Source organism: Paenibacillus wynnii (genome assembly GCF_030812855.1).
Lineage (GTDB): Bacteria > Bacillota > Bacilli > Paenibacillales > Paenibacillaceae > Paenibacillus_AQ > Paenibacillus_AQ wynnii_A.
Window position 1 is genome coordinate 52075 of record NZ_JAUSTK010000008.1, and the last position, 25256, is coordinate 77330.

Below are 25256 nucleotides of genomic sequence, written 5' to 3' on the forward strand. Positions count from 1 at the left end.
CCAAATTGAAGAAGATAAGGTGATGTATATTATGAATAATATTGAAAAACTTTTTAACCAATCTACGAACGCAAAACAATTTGCAACAGGTTACTTTTTATATTTGAAGCATCTGCTCAATAAAATCGACACTGATTCGATTAGTGCATTTATCAATGAGCTGGAGCATGCACACAGACAAGGGAAAAATATATTTGTAATAGGCAATGGTGGTTCTGCTTCCACAGCGTCTCATTTGGCCAATGATCTTGGATTCGGAATTTATAGAAAATCACGAAATGAAACCCCTCTTAGAGCGATTTCACTGACTGACAACATTTCAATTATGTCTGCTATCTCAAATGATGAGTGTTATGAGAATGTTTTTTTGAAGCAGCTGCATCTTTATTATCAGGAGGGTGATATTCTAATTGCCATTTCAGCAAGCGGAAATTCAAAAAATATAATAAACAGCGTAGAGTGGGTAAAATCCCGAAATGGAAAAGTAATCGGCCTGTCCGGGTTTGATGGGGGAAGATTGAAGAAATTAAGCGATGTTGTGATTAATGTAGAAACGCCTTTAGAGGAATTCGGTCCGGTTGAGGATATTCACCTGATTATCGGTCATTTGGTTTCAGCCTGGCTGCAATACAGTATGAATAATTATGAGCTGACCAATATTGAGGAGGACCTCCACAATGCTTACATATGAAACATCGCTGGACCCGGAGTTTAAGGAACGTTTCGAAGAGGGGGCGAAGCTGCTTCAGGAGAAATATACTTCTCTTTATGGAGAAACAAAAGAGAATTATGAGAATTTGGTAGGAATTATAGAAGCTGCCTTTCAAGGTAGGAAGAAAGATTTAAGGTTACAGGATAATCAGAGATCCAGACAACCTCAGTGGTACATGAGTGAGAAACTCGTTGGTATGTCTATTTATGTGGACTTATTTGCTGATAATCTTACAGGTGTGAAAGACAAAATTGAATACTTTAAAGAGCTTGGTATCACGTACATTCACTTTATGCCCGTTCTAAAGACGAGAGACGGCAAGGATGACGGTGGGTTTGCAGTCTCTAGCTATAAGGAGATTAACCCTAAACTTGGAAACATGAGTGAATTCGAAGATTTGGTTGATGCATTAAGGAAGGAAGGTATCGTTACTTGTATTGATTTTGTACTGAACCACACAGCGAAGGAACATGAGTGGGTTCTGGAAGCCATGAATGGAAATGAAAAATACCAGCAAATGTACTATATGTTTGATACATATGATATTCCTCGTGAATTTGAAAAAACTTTACCGCTTATATTCCCGGAAGTTTCGCAGCAAAACTTTATTTATTCGGATGAACTGAAAAAGTGGGTTTGCTCCATATTTTATGAGTATCAATGGGATTTAAATTACAAGAACCCTGTGTTGTTCAATAATATCGCCGAAAGCATGCTCTTTTTATTAAACCAGGGCGTCGATATACTACGTCTGGATGCTATTCCCCATATCTGGAAAGAAGTTGGAACCGACTGCTTCAATTTACCTCAGGTCCATGAAATTCTGAGTATGTTGAATATTATAGTTGATATGGTTGCTCCAGGTTCGATTTTTAAAGGTGAGGCGATCGGCAGCACCGAGAGTATTATGGGATTTTTTGGGGATAAGTATAATGGATGCAGTTTAATGTATAATTTCCCGCTAAGTGTTAGTTTGTGGAATGCACTGGTGACTGAAGACACACGAGAGATGCAAATTACACTTGACCGATTGAACGAATATGAAAAGAACAGATGCTTTATCAATTACATTAGATGTCACGATGATATTGCTTGGGATATGGATGGCGAAACTCTTCGTCAGCTCGGAATAGATAGTACCGCTCATTTTGAATATGTGACTGATTTTTATTTGGGAAAGATTCCTGGAAGTTTTTCAAAAGCGGAATCCAAAGATTTTGATAGCAAAGCCAAGGAAGGGAGAAAAACATCGGGAACTGTAGCATCTTTATGCGGCTTGGAAAAAGCAGTGGAAGATGCGAATGAACTTCAGACGGATTTGGCTATTAAAAAAATTCTATTGCTTCACAGCATTATTCTCTCCTACGAGGGAATCCCGATGTTATACGGTGGGGACGAGATTGGAATGTTCAATGATCCTTCTTATAAGGACAGTTGGGAAAAGGCTGATGATAGCAGATGGTTGCATCGGGTAAGTCTTGACTGGGCAAGGGCAGAGAAGAGGGGCGATGGTGAGACGATTGAGGGAAGGATATTTCAGAGTCTGAAAAAGCTGATCACTGCCAGAAAGAGTAATCCGTTATTTAACTCCAGTTTGCATACTAAATTTTTAGAAACCGGAAATCAAAGTGTATTTGGGTATTGTAAAAAGAATCAAACAGATGAACTGCTTGTACTATGTAACTTTTCTGGTGAAAACCAAAAGATCAATAGCAAGATAATGAACTCTGAAGGATTAAGAAGAGAACTTTGTAATATGGTTACCGGTGAAATCATAAGCCTGAATGAACATTCGCTTACTCTTCAGCCCTATGAGTTTATGTGGTTGACATAGAGATTAGGTTTAATACTAAAGGAACAGGAAAGGGATTTTAATGACTATTCTAAAAGATTTTAATGCTACTCTCGATTTGCCGTATTACATTCCTTGCCTATACCCGCCTATACATGAACAGCTTAAAAGAATGGGAATTCCGAGTAAGTTGAGTCTGTTAATAAATCTTAACTTGGCTGCAATTCCTTGTATTTATGTGGATGAGACAGGAAATGGAAATAACGCTGTGCAAACTACATTATGGGCCTCAGAGCATCTGGGATATTATGATGCATACAGCTATTTGGGAGTAAAGCTGAAAGTTGAAGAGGTTCCGTCATTTGAAAGCGGATTGGCGCTGATAGTAGAGACCTTGAATAGAGGAGATCTCTTTATTGCTTCAGGTACAACGTATCATCTACCCTATTCGACAGATTATCAGAATGATAATTACTTTCAATCTCTATCCCATCCCATTTTAGGACCCAGAAATCACTTTTTAGCTTTGTATGGTATAGATAAACAAGAGGTCTATATTTATGACCCAAAACCATGGAAATTTATGAACAGTATTAATATCAAGGAGTTTGAAAGCTTTTGGAAAGGTGATCGTTACGTAAGCGAAATTGACAGCGGGTTAACTAAGTCTCTACTGGTTATGGGACAAGCTAAAGTTGAACAAGTTAGGGAACCGATGCAGGAAGAGGAATTGAGCAATCTTTTTCTAAGAGTGTTAAAAACAGTTGCCACGGAGTTTTTGCAGGGATCGATTATTAATGATCACTATTTTTTTGGGAAAGCCTTCTACGTTAAACTTATTGAACAACTAAAGGGTTATGTTGAGCTTGATGTAGATAAAAAAACTTTCGAGAATTTTTATCTCCAGTGCTTGGATGAAATGAAGTATGGAAAGTACTTTTTCAGGGATATGTTAATCGAGTACTCAGATGTTTTAGAAAGTATCCAACTGAATATTATTGACGAATGTCTGGATATCATCAAACTTATTGAACTGTCTTTGAATACGTTATACATAAAAATATCAAGGAATAATACTGATCTTATTGTCGAAATAACAAAATTTATTGCCGAGATTGTTGAAATAGAATCCAGAGATATTGGACTATTCGAAAAAATATATAATGCACTGCCACATATTGCTTTGCTGCCGTCAGAGAGGAGGAATTAGTATAATTAATAGAGAGGGTAAACTACAATGAACAACATAAACATAACGGTAATAGGCGCAGGCTATGTAGGTTTGGTGTCCGGGATATGTTTTGCTGAAATGGGGCATCAGGTAATCATCGTGGATCAAGACGAGGATAAAATATGTACTCTGCAAAACGGCGAGATTCCCATATATGAGTATGGATTGAAGAAGTTATCACAGAGAAATATGATGGAAGGGCGTCTTTCTTTTACCGGAGTTTTGTCAGAGGCGGTCAAAGCAGCAGAAGTGGTGATTATCGCGGTGGGTACCCCGCAACTGCCTAATGGAGAGGCTGATCTTTCCTTTGTTAAATATGCAGCTCAAGAAATCGGCAGGTCCATGAACAGCTATAAAGTTATTTGTGTCAAGAGTACTGTTCCCGTTGGTACTAACGACAAAGTAGCCGGGTGGATTAAAGCTTGTTACTCAGGCAGTTTTGATGTCGCTTCACTGCCTGAGTTTTTAAGAGAGGGTTCTGCCATTCAGGATACTCTTCATCCAGACCGGATCGTAATCGGTGCGAATCGAGAACCTGCTATTGAACTGCTAACTCAGCTTCATGCTCCGATAGGGGCACCACTGGTTATTACGGATATTCACAGCGCTGAAATGATTAAATATGCTTCTAATGCATTTTTGGCCACCAAAATTTCTTTTATTAATGAGATTGCGAATATTTGTGAAAAGGTTCAGGCCGATGTAACAGAGGTAGCCCGGGGAATGGGACTGGATAAAAGAATTGGTTCTTCTTTTTTAAAAGCTGGCATTGGCTACGGCGGCTCCTGTTTTCCCAAGGACACAAAAGCATTGATTCAAATTGCCGGGAATGTTGAATATGATTTCAAACTTCTTAAGGCAGTCGTTGAGGTCAATAATGACCAATATAGTAAAATCGTTGAGAAATTGCAACAGGCACTAGGTAATCTTGCAGGACGAACAGTGGGGGTGTGGGGACTGGCTTTTAAGCCAGATACGGATGACGTTAGAGAAACACCCGCTTTTCAAATTCTTGATGCATTGATTAAATTGGGGGTAAAACCAAAAATATTCGATCCGGTAGCGATGAATAATTTCCGCCGTGTTTACAACCCCCCATCATTGACATGGTGCGATTCAGCACTGCATGCGGCAGAAAACTGCGATGCTGTCTGTCTGTTAACAGAATGGATGCAATTTGTGGAAATAGATCTGGAGTTACTCAAATCAGTCATGTCCGGGGTTGTATTAGTCGATGGTAGAAATGCGATCTCGGCAGAAAAGGCAAGGTCGCTTGGGTTCTCCTATTATCCTGTTGGCCGGCCGGCACTTCAATCTAATATCAATATTCCTGTAAATTTTTAATTTCCGAGAGGATCCTTTCCAAAGCACCTGGTTTAATCAAATCCCAAAAATCGCTCCGTACTAGAAATTATAGGAATGATGGAGATAGCCCGGAAAGCGTCCGGTACGGGTGCTGGTCAGAAAAACGGTATCCGAATAGCCCGTTACAAAGACGACAGGAAATGAGCATAAGGTGACTTTTACGGGCTTCTTCAGCAGCGGTAATAGTAGGATAATCGAATCAATCGAGATGATCCCCAAAAGCTTCCTGATCCAAATAGGAGTTCTGCACTTCAGATTGTTACATTAGTTTGAATAGATGTGAATAAAAAAGGACAAGCCTGATTAAAGGTTTGTTCTTTTTTGGATACTTTTTACACACTATATATTCTGGAAGAATATATAAATATTTAATCACAATACTGGAGATCAATAAGATAGCTCATAAATTATATTGAGATAGGTGAAGTGTATGGATCCATTAACAGTGAGGATGAAGATATCAGATCACGAATCACTTCAAAGTTATTTAATTCGTTGTGCCAAAGTAAATGGAAGAAGCTTTCTTGAGCTTTTTAATTTATTTAGGAAAAACAAATATAAGTTATATAGCTGGGATTTTCATAGACTTGATTATTGTCCAACGAGTGTTATTAATATTGACCTTCAGATGTCTGCATAAGACTGTCAAAGACACCTCTCCGTTCTCCACAAACCATGGAACAAAGGGAGCTGAGTTTTGCAGTATAGTATGTTTCATTGATGATAATGATTGGAATTCATATAGTCTGAATAAGTACTTAGAAGGACGTCCTGATATTGGAACTATTAATACCAACAATTTTGATATACAGGCAAGGACAAGAAACTTACTTTATGTAATTTGCTCTCGAGCGAAGCACAATCTTGCTATTGTTGTTATGTCCGAGATGTCTTCGAAAAGTATTGCTGAAGCGAAAAACTTATTCGGTGAGGAAAATTTCATTGATTATTTCGCGCAAGAGCAATCAGATCAATTAAAATCTGATTGACGGTCGTAGCATGTTTTCAAATTACTAACAAACGATAAGTGACAAACAACTTTACAGGAAACCACGATAAATGCCAAATATCGTTACATTATATGCCAATAGAACGTTACAGATTGCTCGAATTGGCCGTTTTTAGTGACAAGATGAATTACAACTCACAGGTCTTGTGAGTTGTAATTCAATTTGGCACAGCAAAATCAGTTGTGAAAGTCAAATTAAATGGGCGGCAAAAAAAAACTACGACTAACTAAGACAATATACCGTAAAAGGCGTCAGCAGGAATATTCTGCTGACGCCTTTTGAGTTCTCGTAACGATATGTAAATAAGTTAATATCAAAAGCCATAAGAAAATAAGCGGCTGCGGTATTTAACCTATCTCCCGTAATTGATTATTTAAGATAACCTCTTGTAAAAGCTATCGAACCATCATAGTCTACATACACATTTTTAACATTCGGTTTTGCTAGAACATCAGCCACATAATAGTAAAGTGGGAGGATGATCATTTCATCCATGAGCAATTTTTCAGCTTTGGCATAAAATCGCATCCGCCCAGCGGGTTCTTGTTCTTGCCGTGCTTGTCTCAGATAGCTGTCATATTGCTTATTGTTCCAGCCGGAATCGTTGTCCTCACTCCATGAAGTGAAATATTCCAAGAAAGTAGCAGGATCATTATAGTCCGCTCTCCATCCTGCTCTAGCCACCGTAAAGTTCTGACTGTAGCGGTTATCCAACAGTTCATTCCAACTCTGAACCTCAACATTTGCCTCAATCCCTAAGTTTTCTTTCCAATCGGAAATGATGAACCGGGCAACCAAGTCATGGTTTTGCTCTTCATTCACTATAATGTTGAACTTCGGCAGCTTCTTGGCCATTTTTAGATCCTCGTTGAAATAAGTACTATCCGCTATCTCCGACCGAAAAGGTTGTTTAACACCATGAATGGTTGGAGCAACGTTACCATAGGCTGGTGTACCATAGGGTAAGCTCTCACGGTCAACCGCCATAGCTAAAGCTTTTCGAATCTTAATATTATTAAAGGGAGCTTTGTTCAAGTTAAATTGATAATAATAGAGTCCGACGTATGGCAATTCATATTTCTCATTAAAAACTTCAGCACTTAGGAGACTATAATCAATAGCTGTAGTTTCCACGCTGCCGATCCAGTCTAGATTGTCATCTAAGTATGCGGCTGTATTCGAAGGCTGTCCCGCAGCTGGAACAAGGAACTGAACTTCGGAAAATTGAATCTCCTTAGCTGCATAATAGTTGGGATTCTTGGCCAAGACGACCTTATGATTGTTCCATGCTATTTTCCGCAAGCATCTGAATGAAGGTATAGTTTTTCTCTGTAAGAGTCACTTGAAGCGTGTAGTCGTTCAGCGCCTTGATCCCTACTTTTGAGGCGTCCTTCTGCTTGCCGTTGTGATAGTTCTCTGCCCCGGCAATCATAAACATTTTGAACGCCAGTCCATTGGTAGCTTGTGGGGACAACGCCAGTTTCCAAGCATATTCGAAATCAGAGGCCTTTACAGGCTGCTGGTTACTCCATTTGGCACTGGAACGTAGCGTGAAGGTGTACGTTTTGCCGTCATTGGATATTTTCCAAGACTTAGCTATGCCCGGTACGGCCTGACCGGATTGATTTAGACGGACTAAGCCTTCGAACAAACCTTTAATGACCGAAGATGCCGTACCGTCAACAGTTGGGGCAGGATCAAGCACAGCAGGAATAGCATCCACACCAATTCTTAAGACCTGCTTCGCTACAGCTGCCGAAGCTTCCTTGCCTTCAGTAATAATGATACTCAAAAGCAGCCCCAAAGCCAAAAGTACATGAAGCAATTTCTTCATCTATAATTCTCCTTTACCTCTACTAAATTTATCCATTCGACCTATCATAGCACGAAATTTTCTTCCAGAGGCGGGAATATCTTCACTTCCTTGGTATCTGATAAATAGCTGAAGGGTAGGGTAATTGAACGAGATGATCATTAGCTTGATCCTTGCGGACCGTAGAGCTCTTATTTTGGATTTTGGATCATTTGGCCGGACATGCGGACCGTAGGGCTCTTATTACATCTTCCCCGAGCATATTTGGAGTATATTTCAGTAAATAGTTGCATCTGAGTCCGCATGCTAGATGAAACCTTATGTTTTCTGCAAATAAGAGCTCTGTGGTCCGTATAAACCTATCTAACTAATTCTTAACCAGAAAAAATTAAATCACCGGTTATGATTCCCGACATTTTGCTTGGTTCGGGAGTCGTTGGTGGTGTAGGGGCGAATGGTTTTCTCGGACTCATGGCACCTCATGCGGTGCGGATGATGATTGGGCATCACACGAGACGCTCTATTATCCGTATAAATAGTTAAGTCCTAATGGTTATGAAACTTCTCATATTCATTTTGTGCTATTCAATACTGTCATTGTCCTAACGATAAATTTAAAGCTAATTTATAATATGGAATATAGTTCAGTAAGGAGGCGGCCACAGGGTGAGGTTTGAAGCAGCGAGAAATAGAAGGTTGTTTGATGAGAACTGGAGCTTTTACAAGGGAGATATCCGCATTCCCCATGCGGTCAAGGCTGGAATGACGGGCGGTATTACCGACTGTGGCTCCATCCGCGAGGGGGAATGGCTGGATATCGCTTTTAACGATAAAGGGATGGGCAATCAGCAACTGGAATGGGCTTCTCTTCGGCTGCCGCATGACTGGTGTGTGGAGCAGCAGTATGTTCAGGATGAGTCACTGGGTTCCAGGGATGGGAGCCACGGTTATTTGCCGGGCGGAATCGGATTTTATCGCAAAAGCTTTGAGCTGCCGGCAGAAGCAGCCGGCCGCAAGTGGTCGGTGACCTTTGATGGAGTCTCCGGAACCAGCACGATATGGGTTAACGGACATTTGATCGGCGAGCATCGAGGAGGATATATCGGATTTACTTATGATCTGTCAGATGTGCTACGTTATGGGGGCGAAGGCCGGAATGTCATTCTTGTCAAAGTGGATGCGATGGAATGTGAAGGCTGGTGGTATGAAGGCTGCGGCATTTACCGCCATGTCTGGCTGGAAGAGACAGACCGCCTGCACGTAGCCGAGTACGGAACCTATATTACGACACCGGAAGCCACGGCACAGGAGGCACTGGTGCTTATCAATACCCGTATACGTAATGACTACACAGAGAGCAGATCGGTAACCCTGCTGACGGAGATCTACGATGCAGCCGGAGTGCAGGTGTGCTCCAAGTCGGTGCAAGCCTATGCGGATTGGTACGGTGAAACGAAGCTGGAGCAGATGTTCAAAGTGGAGCAGCCGGCATTGTGGTCTCCTGACTCACCGTATCTTTATAAGGCGGTATCCATCTTGAAGTATAACGGAGCGGAGGTAGACCGGTATGAGACGGTTTTCGGCATCCGCAGCATCCGCTTCGATGCAGATGAGGGTTTTTTCCTGAACGGAGAACCACTACTCATTAAAGGCACCTGCAATCATCAGGATTTCGCCGGAGTGGGCGTGGCACTGCCGGACAGTCTTATTGAATACAAGCTGAGACTGCTGAAGGAGATGGGGGCCAATGCCTACCGTAGTGCGCACCATCCGCCGACCCCGGAGCTTCTGGATATCTGCGACCGGATCGGAATGTTGGTCATGGACGAGAACCGTAAGCTTGACAGCAGTCCGAATGGATTATCCCAGCTGAAGCGGATGCTTCTCCGGGATCGCAATCATCCGTCGGTGATCATCTGGAATTTGGAGAATGAAGAGGTGCTCGAAGGCACCGTAACGGGGGCACGCATTTTGAAGACCCTCGCGGATACGACGCGAAAAATAGATCCGACACGGCCGACCTCTGCGGCGATGAACCACGGCTGGAGCGAGAATGGCTACAATGATGTTGTTGATATCACGGGCTACAATTACGGGCACCGGGATCATCTGGATATCAGGGATCATGAGCAGCATCCTGGCCGTCTGATGATCGGCACTGAATGTGCCAGTTATACGGTGACCCGGGGAATCTATGAGGATGATCCGGTACGAGGCTACTGCTCCGAATACGGCACGAACATTCCCTCATGGGGCTGCAGCCCGCAGCAGGCATGGAGTGTTATGGTGAATCACCGTTTTTTGACGGGAGTCTTCATGTGGACCGGCTTCGATTACCGGGGGGAGCCGACTCCTTATCAGTGGCCTTGTGTGAACTCGCATTTTGGGCTGATGGATACCTGCGGCTTCCCCAAAGACAGCTATTACTATATGCAGGCGGTATGGAAGGACGAGCCGATGGTTCATCTGCTGCCACATTGGAATTGGCCCGGGTCAGAAGGCAAGCTGATTGAGGTGCGAGTGTTCTCTAACACGGATACGGTAGAGCTGATTCTGAATGGGAAGAGTCTGGGGCAGCAGGAGGTCGACCGGACCGGGTATTTGTCCTGGCAGGTCATTTATGAGCCAGGGGAATTAAAAGCAGTAGGCAGAAGCGGCGGGCGGACGGTTGCCGAGAAGGCGGCAGTTACCGCAGGCCAGCCGGTTCAGATCCGCTTGTACCCGGACCGGCTGGCGGGGAAAGCGGACGGCTCGGACACGATCCCAGTCCGGGTTGCCGTGCTGGACGGGCAGGGGCATGTCGTTCCGGCGGCCGACAACGAGATCCGCTTTGAAGTGGTAGGCGCAGGCCAGCTTCTCGGCGTAGGCAACGGCAACCCGAGCAGCCATGAGCCGGATAAGTCTGAGGTGCGCCGGGTATTTAACGGATGGTGCCTGGCGCTGATCCAGGCTTCCGCTGAAGCGGGTCCGATCACGGTGAGAGCCGTATCCACGGGCCTTGCCGCAGCAGAAGTGGTGCTGCAAACCTCTGAAGCAGCTATATAAGCGAGAGGCTTAGCGCCGGAAGAGATTCCGGCGCTTTTACCCCGACCTATTTATTTTTGGGCAGGGGAACGCTAATATAGACATACCGAAATTCAAACAGAGGATGTTTTCCGAATGATGCCTAAACTGAAGAAATACATGCCCTTTACCTACAAAATGATGATTCCCTACCTGCTGCTGGTGCTGCTGACCGATGTATTCATCGGCTACATCTCCTATTCCATGCTGACCGATTCCCGGACAGAAATGGCCGAGTCGAATATCCGAACGGGAATGGAGCAGGCAAGGAACAATATCCGCTACCAGATGGATGAGATTCAGCGTATGTCGGACAACCTGTTCGGGAGCCAGCCCTTTCAGCACGCGCTTGAACTGAAGGGGACGCCGTTTGAAATTTACCTGGTTATGCTCGATGAGATTGTTCCCCAGATTACCGCACCGCTGCAGTTGTTCGGAAACAAAATACGCTTCATGCTCTATACCCCGAACAGTGACCTCAATATTATTTCCGGGGACAATCTGGATGAGCCGATCTATGACAGCGATTATTACATTCTGCCTTTTACGGACATCGAAGGTAGCGAGTGGTACCAGTCCCTCAAGGATTCGAAACGGGACAATCTCTGGCTGCAGATTGATACGGATCAGAAGCTAGGCAACATTTCCCATGTCCGCAGATTGGTCAACTTCAGTGATTACAAAACGGTGATCGGCTATGTACGAATCACCGTGTCCTTGGAGGATCTCTTTGGTGGGTTTGACACTTTCCCCATAGAGGAGGGGATTGCCGTCCGGCTTGTGGAAGAGAACACCGGTGATGTCCTATTCCAGCGCGGCATGGCGAATTATGAGGATGGAGGCGAGAATTTTCTCAGTCTGCATGAAAAAATCCCCGACAGTAATTACGTGATTGAATCCCTGGTGCCCGATACGTATTTGACGAAGGATGCCGGCAAGCTAGGCCGCGTGATCTTTGCAGCATGTGCGCTCAGCTTTCTGGTGATGACCACTATCGGATATATGGTTGCAAGGCTTTCCGGGCGAAAAATGAGCCGAATCGTAGGACTTGTCCGTTCTTTTCAGGAGGGGAACTTCCAGAAGCGGATACGCTTCTCCGGCAATGATGAATTTGTGCAGATTGCGGATTCGTTCAATGTAATGGCCACCAACATCCAGGAGCTCATCAACAGCGTCTATGTGCAGGGGATTCAGAAGAAACAAGCCGAGCTAGAAGCACTGCAGGCGCAGATTAATCCGCATTTCCTGTATAATACACTCTCAACGATAAGCAGTCTGGCAAATCTTGGGGAAATTAGCAAGGTCACAGAAATGGTGCAGGGACTCTCGCGATTCTATCGGCTGACGCTGAACCAGGGCAATGTGTATATCGAACTGCAGAAGGAGCTGGAGCAGGTCGCTACCTATCTTGAAATCCAGCGGGTCAAATATGCGGATTCGTTCAAGGTCTATGTCGATGTAGACCCGGAGATTATGCAAATGCAGGTGATCAAGCTGGTTCTGCAACCTTTTGTGGAGAATGTCTTCAAGCACGCGTGGTTTGGCGAGACCATCATCATCCGCCTGACGGGCCGGCGGGTGGGCAACAATATTGAGCTGAAAGTCATCGATAATGGAATTGGCATGCGTCCCGAAACCATCAGTAATATGATGAAAGGGCCGAGTCAGGTCGGTGGCTACGGCGTTAAGAACGTGAATGAGCGGATCAAGCTCAGATATGGAGACGCCTACGGGGTCACCATCGCCAGCATTTTTGGTGGGGGCACAACCGTTCAGCTTCTGCTTCCCGCAGGGCTTCAAGCCGGTGAGGAGGGGGAAGAAGGATCTGCTCCAATGTAAGGATGTGATTCACAAACACAGGGGGTTCTTTTCGATATGAGCATCAATGTATTGCTGGTGGATGATGAAGCGGTGGATCTGGAGTGGTTGCGGCGCAGAGTACTGGCCAGCGGACTGAATATAACAGTAGTGGGTACCGCGAGTAGCGGTTTCAATGCGCTTAAGGTCATGGAAGAAGAACGGGTGGATATTATTTTATCCGACATACGCATGCCAATCATGACTGGAACCGAGTTTGCGCGCAGGGCAAAGGCTGTGAATCCCAAGACCAAGATTGTATTCATCAGCGGTCATGAGGATTTCAGTTACGCCAAAGAGGCCATTGAGATCAACGCTTCGGGGTATTTGCTGAAGCCCGTTGAGGATAAGGATTTGTATGAGATGCTGGGTTCACTATGCGCCAAAATGGAACAGGAGAAAGAGCAGGACCGTTCCTTCATCGAAGCGCTGTCTCTTGTGAACAAGGAGCTCCTGCTGCGCTGGTTCGAGGAAGGAACGACTGATCCCGCAGAGCCGCATCTGCGAAGCCTTCTGACTTCACTGTTACAGAAGGGCTCTGCGGCTGCGATTGTGGAAATCGATGACCTGGAATGGAAAATGCGTGATTTGCCTGAAGAGGAAGTGCGCAATCGTACGCGGCAAGTTACTGAAATGATTAAAGCCTTTGTGGAGGAGGCTAAGCTGGGCACGCTCCTTGCTGTTCATCATACCCGTTGTGTCATTCTGGCCGCTCTCTCGCAGGAGAGTTTCCTGCATCAACTGGAGGAGCTTGTCGGAAAAATAGCAAAGAAGTCAAAATATACAGTGACTGTAGGTGTCGGCCGTTACGCCCAGGAGGAGACAGGGCTGCATGAATCCTACCAGCAGGCGCAGGCTGCGCTCAGCGCCAAGTGGCTGCTGGGTAAGAACCGCCTGATCCGTGATACAACAGAGTCGTCGCCGCGAGGAACACCGGGGGCATCCCTTGAACATACCGTTGACCGGCTGTTGGAGGCCATTATCCAATATGATCTGGTGGCGATTGATGATCATCTGCTGGAGTTGTTCACGAAGGATCTGCCGGCTGCCGGCAAAAAGGATGTCTACGGGCTGATTATCCGCATCACCTCCAAGCTCCATGCGGATCTTCAGCAGCAGAACGAGAATCTGTATGAGCTCTTGCAGTGGGAATCGCATCAGCCGGATATCCTGTTTCAGTTCGAGACCATTCACGACATCCTGTCCTGGTTGAGACGGCGATTCTTTGAGCTGTCGGAGCAGCTGTACGTGAAACGGCAGCGCCAGAAGCGTAAGCTGATCGATGAGATCATGCACTATGTGGAAGAGAATCTGGAGAAGAAGATTACCTTGAAAGAGGTTGCCGCACATTTCGACTTTACACCCAATTATCTGGGCTACCTGTTCAAGGAAGAATACGGGCTGCCATTCAGCGAATATGTCAATGAGCGCAAGACGAACCGCATAACCGAGCTGTTGAGCGATCCGACCCTTAAGATCTATGAAATTGCCGATCGCATGGGCTACAAGAACATCATATACTTCAACCGGCAATTTAAGCAGACGACAGGAATGACACCCGGAGAGTACCGCAAAAAGAATAAAATCTAGCCCTTTTTTCGTGTTGCCCCGGCCGTTTTTAGACCGCGGGCGATTTTTTTTGAATAGAGGACACAGCATATGTTTTAACCGATCGTTGAAAAAGTATTAGTTTTAGTTGTTAGGCTTAATCCCCTCCAGGGAAGCGCTTCTTTATAATAAAGCTATAGAGAAATCGTGACAAGGAAAGGGGATTTGAGATGAAACTGAAACAACATGGATTCTGGGATGATGTCAAGAAGTATAGATCTTTGCTCCTGATGCTGACTCCTGCGATATTGTTTTTCCTGTTGTTCGCGTACGTGCCCATGGCGGGAATTGTACTAGCGTTTAAACAATTCAATTACACCGGGGGTATCTTCGGAAGCCCATGGAATGGACTGGACAACTTCAAGTTCTTCTTTGGTTCAGGTGACGCTTGGCGTGTAACACGAAATACGGCGCTGTACAATATTGCATTTATCGTTGTGAACAACTGCCTTCAGATTTTTGCAGCCATTATGCTCTTTGAAGTTGCGGGTAAATGGTTCCGGAAGCTGACGCAAACCGTATTGTTCCTGCCTTACTTTATTTCCTGGGTTGTCGTTGGAGCCATTGCCTATAACCTGTTCAACTTCGACGTAGGTACCATTAACGTATTGCTGAAGGGACTCGGCATGCAGCCGATCGATATTTACAACACCGCCTCTTACTGGCCGGTCATCCTCGTAGTTGTATCCGCCTGGAAGACACTGGGCTACGGGTCGATCATGTATCTGGCAGCAATCACAAGTATTGATACGGAGATGTATGAAGCGGCCGAAATTGACGGAGCGAATATCTTCCAGCGTATTATGAAGATTACGATTCCGAACTTGATGCCAACCGTAATTATTCTGGTCCTGCTGGCCATCGGCAATATCTTCCGCGGAGATTTCGGAATGTTCTACAACATGGTCGGCAACAACGGCTTGCTGTTCTCGTCCACCGATGTTATCGACACCTTCGTGTTCCGCTCGCTGACCACTTCGAATGAAATCGGTATGTCTGCTGCGGCCGGCTTCTATCAATCATTGCTGGGTTTTGTGACCATCATGCTCGCTAACTATGCCGTACGTAAATATGATAAAGATCGTGCTCTATTCTAGGAAAAGGAGGTAATGCCATGAGTTCAACTACTGCAAATATCCAAACCACGGAGGTGCGCCGCAAGCGCGGCAACACAGACCGGCTCGTACTGTCGATCATCGGATACTTGACACTTACGCTGCTCGCCGTATTCTGCATCATTCCTTTCATTTTGGTGGTGTCCTCCTCTCTGAGCGAGGAGAGCACCATTATCGAGAAAGGGTTCCAGCTCATCCCGTCAAACTTTTCCACGGAAGCCTACAGCTTGCTGTTCAAATTTCCGGCTGAGATGCTTAGAGCTTACGGTGTGACGATCTCCGTTACCTTAATCGGCACTGTGGTAGGATTGTTTCTGACCTCCATGACGGCTTACGTGTTGTCCCGGAGAGATTTTAAATGGCGCGGCCGCTTCTCGTTTTTCTTCTTCTTCACTACCTTGTTCAGCGGTGGTCTGGTGCCTTGGTATCTGATGATCATCAACTACCTGCATCTCAAAGACACGTTATTGGTGCTGATTCTGCCGATGCTGATGAATGTGTTCTATATTATCGTCATGAAGTCGTTCATGAGCAGCATCCCGGATGCGATTACAGAATCCGCAAAGATTGACGGAGCAGGTGACTTCCGGATCTTCATGCAGTTGATTGTGCCTTTGTCCAAGCCAGCTCTGGCTACCATCGGCCTGTTCATTGCGCTAGCCTATTGGAATGACTGGTATAATGCATTGCTCTTTATTTCCAAGTCCGAGCTCATGCCGCTTCAGTATTATCTGTACAAAATGCTTGGCAATATGGATGGAATGCGCAAGGCGATGATGGCTTCAGGCGCGGTTGTAAATACCAATATCCCTACCGAAAGCCTGAAGATGGCAATGACGGTTGTGGCTACAGGGCCGATCCTGCTTGCTTATCCGTTCATTCAGAAATATTTTGTGCAAGGTTTGACGATCGGCGCAGTCAAAGGATAGTCTCAGGGCAACCTGATTATCAATAAATAACTTAACCAACTATTCGATTAGGGGGAAACATCAGTCATGATAAACAAAAAAAAGAAACTAACAGTGACGTTGGCAACGATGATGACACTAGGCACCATTCTTAGTGCATGCGGCGGCAACAACAACACCAATACAGCTGCGGAAGCAACGAATTCCAGCGCAACCGCTACAGAGGGAGCAGCTACGAATTCCGGTGCTCCTGACACTTCCAAAGAGGTTAAGCTGAAAATGATAATGGTTGGCAGCCAGCCTGCCGACTACGATAAGGTGTTCGGCGAGTTGAACACTAAATTGAAGGAAAAAATCAATGCTACAGTGGAAACGGAATTCCTGGACTGGTCGGACTGGACTCAGAAGTACCCGCTAAAATTTGCAGCCAATGAGGATTTCGACCTTGTGTATACTGCGAATTGGGCCTTCTATAACGATCAGGCGCTTAAAGGCGGATTCCTGGAACTAACAGAGGATATGTTGTCCAAGTACATGCCGCAAACCTGGGAAGCCATGCCTAAAGTTAACTGGGATCAAGCAAAAGTGGATGGCAAGCTCTACATGGTTCCGAACAACAATGTTGAGGTTACAGACAAGGTTGTGTTGTACCGTGAAGACTTACGCAAGAAATACAATCTTCCAGAAATTAATAGTCGTGAATCCTACGCCAATTACTTAAAAGCGGTTGCTAAGGATGAAAAAGGGATGACCGCTTATGGGGCCAAACCTGCCGATGGCTGGAAATTTCATGAGCTAGACCAAACCCTGCTGGAGCAGAATAACAACTTTAATCTAGTCGATGCCAACTTGCTGCCGCTAGCTTACAAGCTGGACGATGCTTCCGGTAAAGTATTCAACATCTATGACACTCCTGAATTTACAGACTTGCTTAAATACTATAAAGATCTGGCCGACAATGGCGCATGGTCCAAAAACGTAGTCAGCAACAAAAATGATGTATGGCAGGATCTAAAAGCAGAAAAGGTTTCCTCTTATGCCCATAATCTAGGAACTGTAGCAGCTAACCTCGCCGAAATGCGCCGCGACAAACCGGGTGTAGAGTTGGGCATTGCCGACCTTACTCCGGACAAGAAGAAGATTGCTGCCATTTCAACTCAGAACGGTATGTCTATCCATGCAACCTCGAAAAATGCAGAACGTTCCCTGATGCTGATCGATCTGCTGCAGAATGACAAGGAAATTCACGATTTGACGATGTACGGAATATCCGGAACCCATTATATTCCGGAAGGTGATGACAAGTTCACTGCAGGTCCTGCAGCCGCTAATTACACCGGCTTCTCGAACTGGGGCTGGAACTCTCCTCTAAACCGTCAAGATGCGGCTTATCCGGTGGAAGCAGACGATATGTTCAACAGCTGGCAGTCTAGCATTTACCACTTCCCGCTGGAAACCTTTGTCTTTGACTCCACTCCGGTGAAGAATGAGGTGGCTAATATTGGTAACGTAATGCTGCGTTACGCCATTCCACTAGAATATGGTTTGATCGGTGATCTCGCTAAGGGTCAGGCTGACCTGATCAAACAGCTGAAATCGGCTGGTATTGACAAGGTTCAGACTGAAATGCAAACCCAAATTGATGCCTTCCTGGCTGCTCAAAAATAATAGCTGACAGAAAGCAAAGTTGGTCCATGGTAATTGAACCTACAAAAGAAGCCTCTCCTATTAAATGGTTGTGTGGTAACTCCATTTTATCAAGGGGAGGTTTCTTTTTGATTTAAGCGGAGAGGACGGAGCGTCTTTACCAAGGTTAACGTTGATCCTACATAATCCTTTTTATTTCAAATCGTAGATTTAGTATTACTTTTAGTTGTTTGCCTTTATTATGGCGCTTCAGAATTCTATATATAATGAGTACACCAAGGGCTTAATGAAAGCGCTTAATGAAGTGGAAAGAGTAAGACCCAAGTTTTACGATATTAAATATGGAGGTTGTAAAATGAAAAACAGAAAAAGAGTTATCGCAATCATTCTTACATTTGTAATGATTTTATCTATGACATCTATCGGTTTTCCCACAAAGGCAGAAGCTTCATTTGCTCCAGGCTCATTCGCAAAAGGCGCGGATATCAGCTGGCTGCCCCAAATGGAAGCCAGTGGTCAGAAATTTTATAACGATAATGGGGAAGAAGATGATCTTTTACAGATTTTAAAGGATCATGGTGTGGATTCTATAAGAATTAGGGCATGGGTTAATCCCTCAGATCACCCTACCAATGGTCATAACAGTACGGAAGAAGCGGTTGCATTAGCCAAACGCGCCAGTGATTTCGGGTTTCGGATAATGATTGATTTTCACTACAGTGATTCTTGGGCTGATCCGGGACAACAGAATACACCTGCTGCATGGAAAGATGATAATATCGAGCAATTGAAAGCCCATGTATCGGAATACACCGCTGGAGTGATGGATGCTTTAAAAGCGGTAGGAGTAACACCAGAGTGGGTACAAATAGGAAATGAAATCAATTCTGGAATGATGTGGCCCTTAGGGAACTACAGCAATACTACTAATCTTGTTCAACTAATACAAGCCGGTTCAGCTGCGGCTAAATCCGTTTTTCCAGACATCAAGGTGATCATCCATAGAGCAAGTGGAGCGGAAGCAGGCGTTGATTCGTATTATGCGGGTCTCGTAGCTGCAGGTCTTCAAGATAGCGATTACGATATCATAGGCTTATCTTATTATCCGGATATCATTTATACTTCCACCATTGATGCTTTAAGTGAGAATTTAAACAAACTGGCAACGAAATATGGGAAGGAAGTTATGATTGTTGAAGTTGGCGGAAATGCTTCCATCGATGTGGACAGCATTTATAACATGCTAGTAGCCGTCCAAAATAAATTACATGCCGTCGCTGACAATATGGGCACGGGTATATTTTACTGGGAACCTCAAGGTATCTTGTTCGGATATCCCTTATCCATATGGAACACAGATGGCTCACCGACATTCGCTTTGGATGCATTCATGGATGGCGCTGCCGAAATCAACCGGAATCCTGTTGTATCGGTAGCTCTGGATAAATATACGGATACGATTGAAGTCGGAAGCGCTGGGAAGTTAACGGCTATCTTAAATCCGACTAATGCAACCTATAAAGGAGTTAAGTATACGAGTTCTGATTCAGGGATTGTAAAAGCAGACCCCTACACTGGTATTATTGGCGGGATTTCCGTTGGGACTGCAACCGTAACGGCTGTTACCTATGATGGAGGTTTTACTGCCGCAAGCGAAATTACCGTAGTACCTAGTTCAAGTTTGATTCAGAACCCTGGCTTCGAGGATGGTTTGAATTCGTGGACGATTACAGGGGATGCAAGCGCAGTTGAAATCACTGATGACAAACACTCCGGTGCAATGACATTACACTACTATAGTGCGAGTGCTGCTGAATTCACTACTTCTCAAACCATTACGGGGCTTGAAAATGGGATCTATACATTGTCCGCTTGGGTCTCCGGTGGAGGTGGCGAAGAGGTTTCGGAGATTTTTGCAGGCAATGCCACTCAGAGCTTCACCAATACCGGCTGGAGACAATGGAGCAAGCCTGTACTGGATAATATTGAAGTAACGGATGGAACGCTAACCGTAGGTGCCCATTATAAACTATCCGGTGGGCAGTGGGGGAACATTGACGAATTCCAACTGACCAAGAAAGATACCACCCAATTAGCAGAATTAAAAGTGAATGATGTTTCTGTTCCGGGTTTTGATCCAATCATTCAAGACTATAATGTGGTGCTGCCGTATGGGACGACTACCATACCTTCAGTTACGGCAACAACAGGCGGCGGAGTGGCAGTAATTACGCAAGTTACTGCTTTACCTGGCAGCGCAACGGTTGTTGTAACTGGAGGGGGTACAAGAACGTACACCATTCATTTCACTGTGGACCCGAACCCTGTTGTGAATTCCAGCTTTGAACAAATCAGTGGAGAGGGTACTCCGGAAGGCTGGATCATTCCTGATGCTACGCCTTTAGCATCGAATTCCGCCTATACAGGTACAAAGTCACTTGGATATTGGAAGGAAACAGCCTATACATTTGAAGCCTTCCAAACGATCACCGGATTGTCGAATGGAACCTACACTTTGTCAGCTTGGTCGCAAGGCGCTGGTAAAGAAGTGAAGAATCAGATATATGCAGTAAGCGGTGATCAGACTACATTAACTTCCAGCTTTGCAAATAAGGGTTGGAATGTATGGAACCAAACAAAGATTGAAAATATTAAGGTCATGGACGGAACGCTAAAAATAGGGGTTAATCTGGACGCGGAGCCTGATGACTGGGGTTCTTATGACGACTTTGTTCTCGTTAAAACCAGTGATGCCCCAGTGACACAAGTTCCTCCGGCTACTCCTTCTGGTAGCGGTACTGGGGAAATTAGTACTCCAAAAACAGAGCCTATTATTCTTATCACTGGCAACACCACGTTATATAGCGTTGTAATTAAGGCCACAAACGACATGGCAACCCATGTAACCACTGCCAAGCTTGAATCAAGCGTGATCACTGACCTGATCCAAAAGGCTAAAGAATCTGAGGCCGCTGGACAAAAAGTAGTGATCGATATCCAGATTGAATCTGCAGCAGATGCAAAGTCTGTTAATCTAATCATTCCTAAGGAAGCTCTCAAAACGTTAGTAGACTCTACAAAAGCAGAACTGAGAGTGGATGCAGGAATTGCCGAGATCACCTTTGATCCAAAAGCAGTAGCTGCCATTGGGAGTGCAGCGGCAGATAACATGATAAGCATCGAGAAGCTGGCTAAATCCGAACTGCCTGAAAACGTTCAGAACAAATTAGGGGAGAGTCCGGTGTATGATTTCTCTGTAAAAGCAGGTAATGCTGAAATTACAGAATTCAACGGAGGAAAGGTAAAGATTAGCTTGCCTTATACTCCAGTGACGAGTGAAAAGAATAATAACATTGTCGTATATTACATCGACAAAGCAGGAAACCTCAAACCGGTTAGGGGAGGTTATGATGCGGCAACAGGTAAGGTTAATTTCCAAACCACTCATTTCTCGAAATATGCCTTGGGATATAACGAAGTGAAATTCAATGATGTTGCATCAGGTAATTGGTATAGCGATGCCGTTGACTACGTGGCGGCAAGAGGGATTGCGAATGGTGTGGGCAGCAGTACTTTTGCACCTGAGAAAAAGGTGACACGGGCTGACTTCCTGATGATGGTTATGAATGCTTACGGGATCGAGACAGATGCTGCACTATCCCATAATTTCTCGGATGCAGGGAATAGGTATTATACCGCGTACCTAGGCACTGCGCTGAAATTAGGGTTGGTTTCTGGTGTAGGCGGCAATGAATTTATGCCTGAAGCAACCATAAACCGAGAAGATATGTCTATTATTCTTTACAACATACTGAAGCAGCTGGATGTGCTGCCAACTGCTACAAACGGTAAGAGTTATGAAAGCTTTGTGGATACAGCTGCTGTAGCCGTCTATGCAAAAGATGCAATGAAGGTATTAGTGGAAGCGGGATTGATCAAGGGAAATGGCAAAGAGCTGGATCCTACGGCTACTGCTACCCGAGCACAAGTTGCACAAGTAATATACAACTGTCTTAAATAAGCCCATAGTACCCCAAGCCCGCTCCACGGCAAAGAAATTCGCTATGGTAGCGGGCTTTATGAATGAGAGGAGTTTCTACCATGGAATATGCTATTAATGCTCGTATTTCCCCTAAATCGATCTATCCGTCAACCCTTCGACTGGGCGGCATTAATCCGGAGGGAGTGCGAATTTCTTTTACAAATTATTACATGGAGCTTGGAGGAAAGCCGTTTATCGCCATCTGCGGCGAATTTCATTACTCGCGTTATCCGGTATCGGATTGGGAAGCGGAACTTGCTAAGATGAAAATGTCGGGAATTAATGTCATCGCTACCTACATCTTCTGGAACCATCATGAAGAGACGGAGGGTCTGTTCGACTGGCAGGGATCGCGTGATCTGCGGAAATTCACGGAACTATGTGGGCAGCACGGACACCATGTCATTCTTCGGATTGGTCCATTCTGTCACGGAGAAGTACGAAACGGCGGATTACCGGATTGGCTGTTCGGCAGACCGTTCGATGTCCGCTCAAACGATGAGGGGTATTTGAACTACGTTCGTAGGCTGTATTCGGAAATCGCCAAACAAGCGGACGATCTGATGTTCCAAGACGGCGGACCTGTAATCGGAATTCAGCTTGAGAATGAGTTTAATGCCGCCGCTGCACTGTGGGAATTGACTGCCAAGCAGGGAGATGAGTACCTAAGCGGTGGTAGCGGAGGCGAGGAACACATGCGACTGCTCAAACAGTTTGCAGTGGATGTCGGCTTGGTTGCTCCAATCTATACGAGTACGGGATGGGGACAGGCACCTGTGCTCGAAGACGAGGTTTTACCTCTATATGGTGGATACGCCTATACGCCTTGGAGCATCAGTGCAGTAAATCCCACACAGAGACCTACGAACGAATATGTCTTTGTCAGCTATCACGACGATGAAGCGGAAACGGGTGAGTTCCAGCCAACGTATCCCAAAACAAAATACCCCTTTGCCTGCTGCGAAATGGGTGGCGGAATGCAAACATGGTATTTATCCAGGTTTCAAGTGGAACCGGTGAGCGTTCTGGCGATGAGCCTGGTCAGGATCGCCGGCGGATGCAACTTCCTTGGTTATTATATGTTTCACGGAGGCACCAATCCAGTCGGAAAGACCGGTTACTTGAATGAAAGTACGACACCGAGGATCACCTACGACTTTCAGGCTCCAATCGGAGAATTTGGACAAATTCGACTCTCCAATAATCTGCTTCGGCCTCTTCATTATTTCCTGCAACGGTTCGGTGATCGGCTGGCCCCGATGGCTACCGTGCTCCCCGAGGGAGCAGAGTCAATCCGTCCGCAGGACATTGAACCGCTACGCTACGCTGTTCGTACGGACGGCACTTCGGGATATGTATTTATTAATAATTATCAGGACCATGTCGAGATGAAATCACATGAGAATGTATGCTTTAAGGTAACCACTGATAGAGGGACATTCACGTTCCCGAGGAAGAACCCGCTCACTGTGCAACGGAATGCTGCCATGATGTTTCCGTTCCACTTTGACATGGACGGGCTGAATTTGTGTTATGCAACGGCGCAGCCCGTAACGACCGTTGAGTCGACGGATGCGGTGACGTATTTCTTTGCTTTACCGGAAGGTGTGGACGGGGAGCTAGCATTCGAATTAGAAGAAACAGACCATATTACAACCGAGGGTGCTGAGGTTGAGTTGGAACAGGGTGGTACAACCATAGTTACAGTGCCACACAGCGATTCCGCTATGATTCGTATTATGCGTGAGCAAAAGCGTGAGGTCCGAATTTATGTCATGAAGGCAGAGGAAGTCACTACATTGTGGGAGGCTGAAGTTGCCGGTAAACGGCGTATTCTTTTTTCTGACACCCCTATGGCAGTGACAGATAAAGGTCTCGAATTCTTCATGAATGGAAAGGAAGAGTTTACCCTTCGTGAGTACCAATATGAAGAATCACTGCCCGGGTGGCTGCCAAATTCTGCGATGCACAAGGTGCTTATGAAACAACAAGGACTATTTCGCAGCTATTGTGTGCAAATCCCACAAATGCAGATTCCCGTTGAGATTAACCGTTTGCATGATCATAAAGTGGTTGTAAGTATTAACACCGATGTACTTCTGGATGTGGATGACGTCCTTCTGAACATCGATTATACAGGGAATGTCGGGTATGCTTTCTCCGGAGGAAGTCTCTTTCACGATCATTTCCATAACGGAGCCCCATGGGAGATAGGCTTGAGCCGATTTAAAGATCAGCTTCAGAATGGTGAGATTGTCCTGGAGACCACACCGCTTCGCAAAGGAAGCGTAACTATTGATGCGGATGCAGCCATGGCAGTGGAACGACATTTTTCAGGGGAAACACTGGCCAAATTCCATCAGATTAGCGTAGAACCGATACGTCGTATCACGTTGATTGGCGACCTGACAGGAGTATAATAATTAAGACTACCTTCCATACTTGCTGAATATGAACTTATGAATCGGGAATAACTATAAATCTAAACTTATGAAATGGAAGGTACATAAGATGATATTTATATATAACGATTTCGGGGGTACTCATACTACGGCAATGGCTGCTGCATATCATCTTAAAAAGTTAGATGAAAATCGCGAGCCAACAAAGGATGAAATATTAAATACTCACAATTACAACAAGTTAACCTATAACGATAGGGGAAAGTTGTATTTTCACGGCTTGGATGAAGAAGGAAATAAAGTCTATACAGTGGGTAGAGGCAGATCAAAAATACTTGTTCCGGGATTATACAACTTGATCGAAATGCTTCAAGAGGAGAATGTTCTACACGAAAAAATAATTTTATCCAATACTTCCCCGACAGTACCTTTTGCCATGACCATCGGCGGGATGCTTTCCCGCTGGCTCAAAATAGACTCCATTGGTGTTCCATTATTAGTATTCGGGACAAAACAAACTTATAAAAACATCGTACAAGTAGTACATACAACAAAAAACACAGCAAAAAACTCGACTGAAAAGTTGGTCATGCTTGATAATAAAGCATTTCAAACTAAGTCGTAAGACCTGTTTTGATTCTCAGAAGGTGGTAATTACTAACTATTGATTTTATAATCGATCATTGTCACA

17 protein-coding genes are annotated in these 25256 nt (G+C 44.9%); 15 read left to right on the forward strand and 2 right to left on the reverse strand.

What is annotated here, in order from left to right; translation table 11 throughout:
* Window positions 1-31 precede the first annotated feature (31 nt).
* From J2T20_RS10370 to J2T20_RS10390, 5 genes are all read left to right on the forward strand, one after another.
* On the forward strand, window positions 32-691 hold the full coding sequence (locus tag J2T20_RS10370; RefSeq protein ID WP_307588041.1) for a D-sedoheptulose-7-phosphate isomerase: 660 nt from the start codon (window positions 32-34) through the stop codon (window positions 689-691).
* Window positions 678-2546, forward strand: coding sequence for an alpha-amylase family glycosyl hydrolase (locus J2T20_RS10375; RefSeq protein ID WP_307588043.1), 1869 nt, complete (start codon window positions 678-680; stop codon window positions 2544-2546). Before J2T20_RS10370 ends, J2T20_RS10375 begins: the two co-directional genes overlap by 14 nt.
* 40 nt (window positions 2547-2586) lie before the next feature.
* Window positions 2587-3714, forward strand: coding sequence for a hypothetical protein (locus tag J2T20_RS10380; RefSeq protein WP_307588045.1), 1128 nt, complete (start codon window positions 2587-2589; stop codon window positions 3712-3714).
* Window positions 3715-3750: 36 nt separating this feature from the next.
* Window positions 3751-5079 carry a UDP-glucose dehydrogenase family protein gene (locus J2T20_RS10385; protein WP_307588254.1) on the forward strand — a complete coding sequence of 443 codons (1329 nt, stop codon included), beginning with the start codon at window positions 3751-3753 and terminating at the stop codon, window positions 5077-5079.
* A 545-nt stretch (window positions 5080-5624) separates the two neighbouring features.
* On the forward strand, window positions 5625-6089 hold the full coding sequence (locus tag J2T20_RS10390) for a hypothetical protein (protein WP_307588048.1): 465 nt from the start codon (window positions 5625-5627) through the stop codon (window positions 6087-6089).
* A gap of 390 nt (window positions 6090-6479) precedes the next feature.
* On the opposite strand, the gene J2T20_RS10395 is transcribed toward J2T20_RS10390, so the two are convergent.
* Together J2T20_RS10395 and J2T20_RS10400 are read right to left on the reverse strand one after the other, a co-directional pair.
* Complete coding sequence (locus J2T20_RS10395; protein ID WP_307588050.1) at window positions 6480-7376, reverse strand: ABC transporter substrate-binding protein; 897 nt, start codon at window positions 7374-7376, stop codon at window positions 6480-6482.
* A 7-nt stretch (window positions 7377-7383) separates the two neighbouring features.
* Complete coding sequence (locus J2T20_RS10400) at window positions 7384-7944, reverse strand: ABC transporter substrate-binding protein (protein ID WP_307588053.1); 561 nt, start codon at window positions 7942-7944, stop codon at window positions 7384-7386.
* A 366-nt stretch (window positions 7945-8310) separates the two neighbouring features.
* On the opposite strand from J2T20_RS10400, the gene J2T20_RS10405 reads away from it, so the two are divergent.
* The 10 genes from J2T20_RS10405 (at window position 8311) to J2T20_RS10450 (ending at window position 25190) form a co-directional block, all read left to right on the forward strand.
* Entirely contained in the window at window positions 8311-8466 is a 156-nt protein-coding gene (locus tag J2T20_RS10405) for a hypothetical protein (protein WP_307588256.1), read from the forward strand.
* 123 nt (window positions 8467-8589) lie between these two features.
* Window positions 8590-10968, forward strand: coding sequence for a beta-galactosidase GalA (gene galA / locus J2T20_RS10410; RefSeq protein ID WP_307588055.1), 2379 nt, complete (start codon window positions 8590-8592; stop codon window positions 10966-10968).
* 114 nt (window positions 10969-11082) lie between these two features.
* Complete coding sequence (locus tag J2T20_RS10415; protein WP_307588057.1) at window positions 11083-12825, forward strand: sensor histidine kinase; 1743 nt, start codon at window positions 11083-11085, stop codon at window positions 12823-12825.
* Window positions 12826-12861: 36 nt separating this feature from the next.
* Window positions 12862-14433, forward strand: a complete 1572-nt coding sequence (locus tag J2T20_RS10420; protein ID WP_307588058.1) for a response regulator — start codon at window positions 12862-12864, stop codon at window positions 14431-14433.
* Between the two features lie 188 nt (window positions 14434-14621).
* On the forward strand, window positions 14622-15548 hold the full coding sequence (locus J2T20_RS10425) for an ABC transporter permease (RefSeq protein WP_307588060.1): 927 nt from the start codon (window positions 14622-14624) through the stop codon (window positions 15546-15548).
* Window positions 15549-15565: 17 nt separating this feature from the next.
* Entirely contained in the window at window positions 15566-16495 is a 930-nt protein-coding gene (locus tag J2T20_RS10430; RefSeq protein ID WP_307588062.1) for a carbohydrate ABC transporter permease, read from the forward strand.
* Window positions 16496-16561: 66 nt separating this feature from the next.
* Complete coding sequence (locus J2T20_RS10435; protein ID WP_307588064.1) at window positions 16562-18142, forward strand: ABC transporter substrate-binding protein; 1581 nt, start codon at window positions 16562-16564, stop codon at window positions 18140-18142.
* A gap of 334 nt (window positions 18143-18476) precedes the next feature.
* Window positions 18477-22142: a glycosyl hydrolase 53 family protein gene (locus J2T20_RS10440; protein WP_307588066.1), complete on the forward strand. Its 3666-nt coding sequence runs from the start codon at window positions 18477-18479 to the stop codon at window positions 22140-22142.
* Between the two features lie 80 nt (window positions 22143-22222).
* Window positions 22223-24583 (forward strand): beta-galactosidase, encoded by a 2361-nt coding sequence (locus tag J2T20_RS10445; protein ID WP_307588068.1) that lies wholly within the window; start codon window positions 22223-22225, stop codon window positions 24581-24583.
* Window positions 24584-24674: 91 nt separating this feature from the next.
* Window positions 24675-25190, forward strand: a complete 516-nt coding sequence (locus tag J2T20_RS10450) for a DUF3189 family protein (RefSeq protein WP_307588070.1) — start codon at window positions 24675-24677, stop codon at window positions 25188-25190.
* Window positions 25191-25256 lie beyond the last annotated feature (66 nt).

Coding starts and splice junctions, on each gene's coding strand:
- J2T20_RS10370 (WP_307588041.1), top strand. CDS start 32: ATGAATAATATTGAAAAACTTTTTAACCAATCTACGAACGCAAAACAA.
- J2T20_RS10375 (WP_307588043.1), top strand. CDS start 678: ATGCTTACATATGAAACATCGCTGGACCCGGAGTTTAAGGAACGTTTC.
- J2T20_RS10380 (WP_307588045.1), top strand. CDS start 2,587: ATGACTATTCTAAAAGATTTTAATGCTACTCTCGATTTGCCGTATTAC.
- J2T20_RS10400 (WP_307588053.1), bottom strand. CDS start 7,944: ATGAAGAAATTGCTTCATGTACTTTTGGCTTTGGGGCTGCTTTTGAGT.
- J2T20_RS10415 (WP_307588057.1), top strand. CDS start 11,083: ATGATGCCTAAACTGAAGAAATACATGCCCTTTACCTACAAAATGATG.
- J2T20_RS10420 (WP_307588058.1), top strand. CDS start 12,862: ATGAGCATCAATGTATTGCTGGTGGATGATGAAGCGGTGGATCTGGAG.
- J2T20_RS10425 (WP_307588060.1), top strand. CDS start 14,622: ATGAAACTGAAACAACATGGATTCTGGGATGATGTCAAGAAGTATAGA.
- J2T20_RS10430 (WP_307588062.1), top strand. CDS start 15,566: ATGAGTTCAACTACTGCAAATATCCAAACCACGGAGGTGCGCCGCAAG.
- J2T20_RS10435 (WP_307588064.1), top strand. CDS start 16,562: ATGATAAACAAAAAAAAGAAACTAACAGTGACGTTGGCAACGATGATG.
- J2T20_RS10440 (WP_307588066.1), top strand. CDS start 18,477: ATGAAAAACAGAAAAAGAGTTATCGCAATCATTCTTACATTTGTAATG.
- J2T20_RS10445 (WP_307588068.1), top strand. CDS start 22,223: ATGGAATATGCTATTAATGCTCGTATTTCCCCTAAATCGATCTATCCG.
- J2T20_RS10450 (WP_307588070.1), top strand. CDS start 24,675: ATGATATTTATATATAACGATTTCGGGGGTACTCATACTACGGCAATG.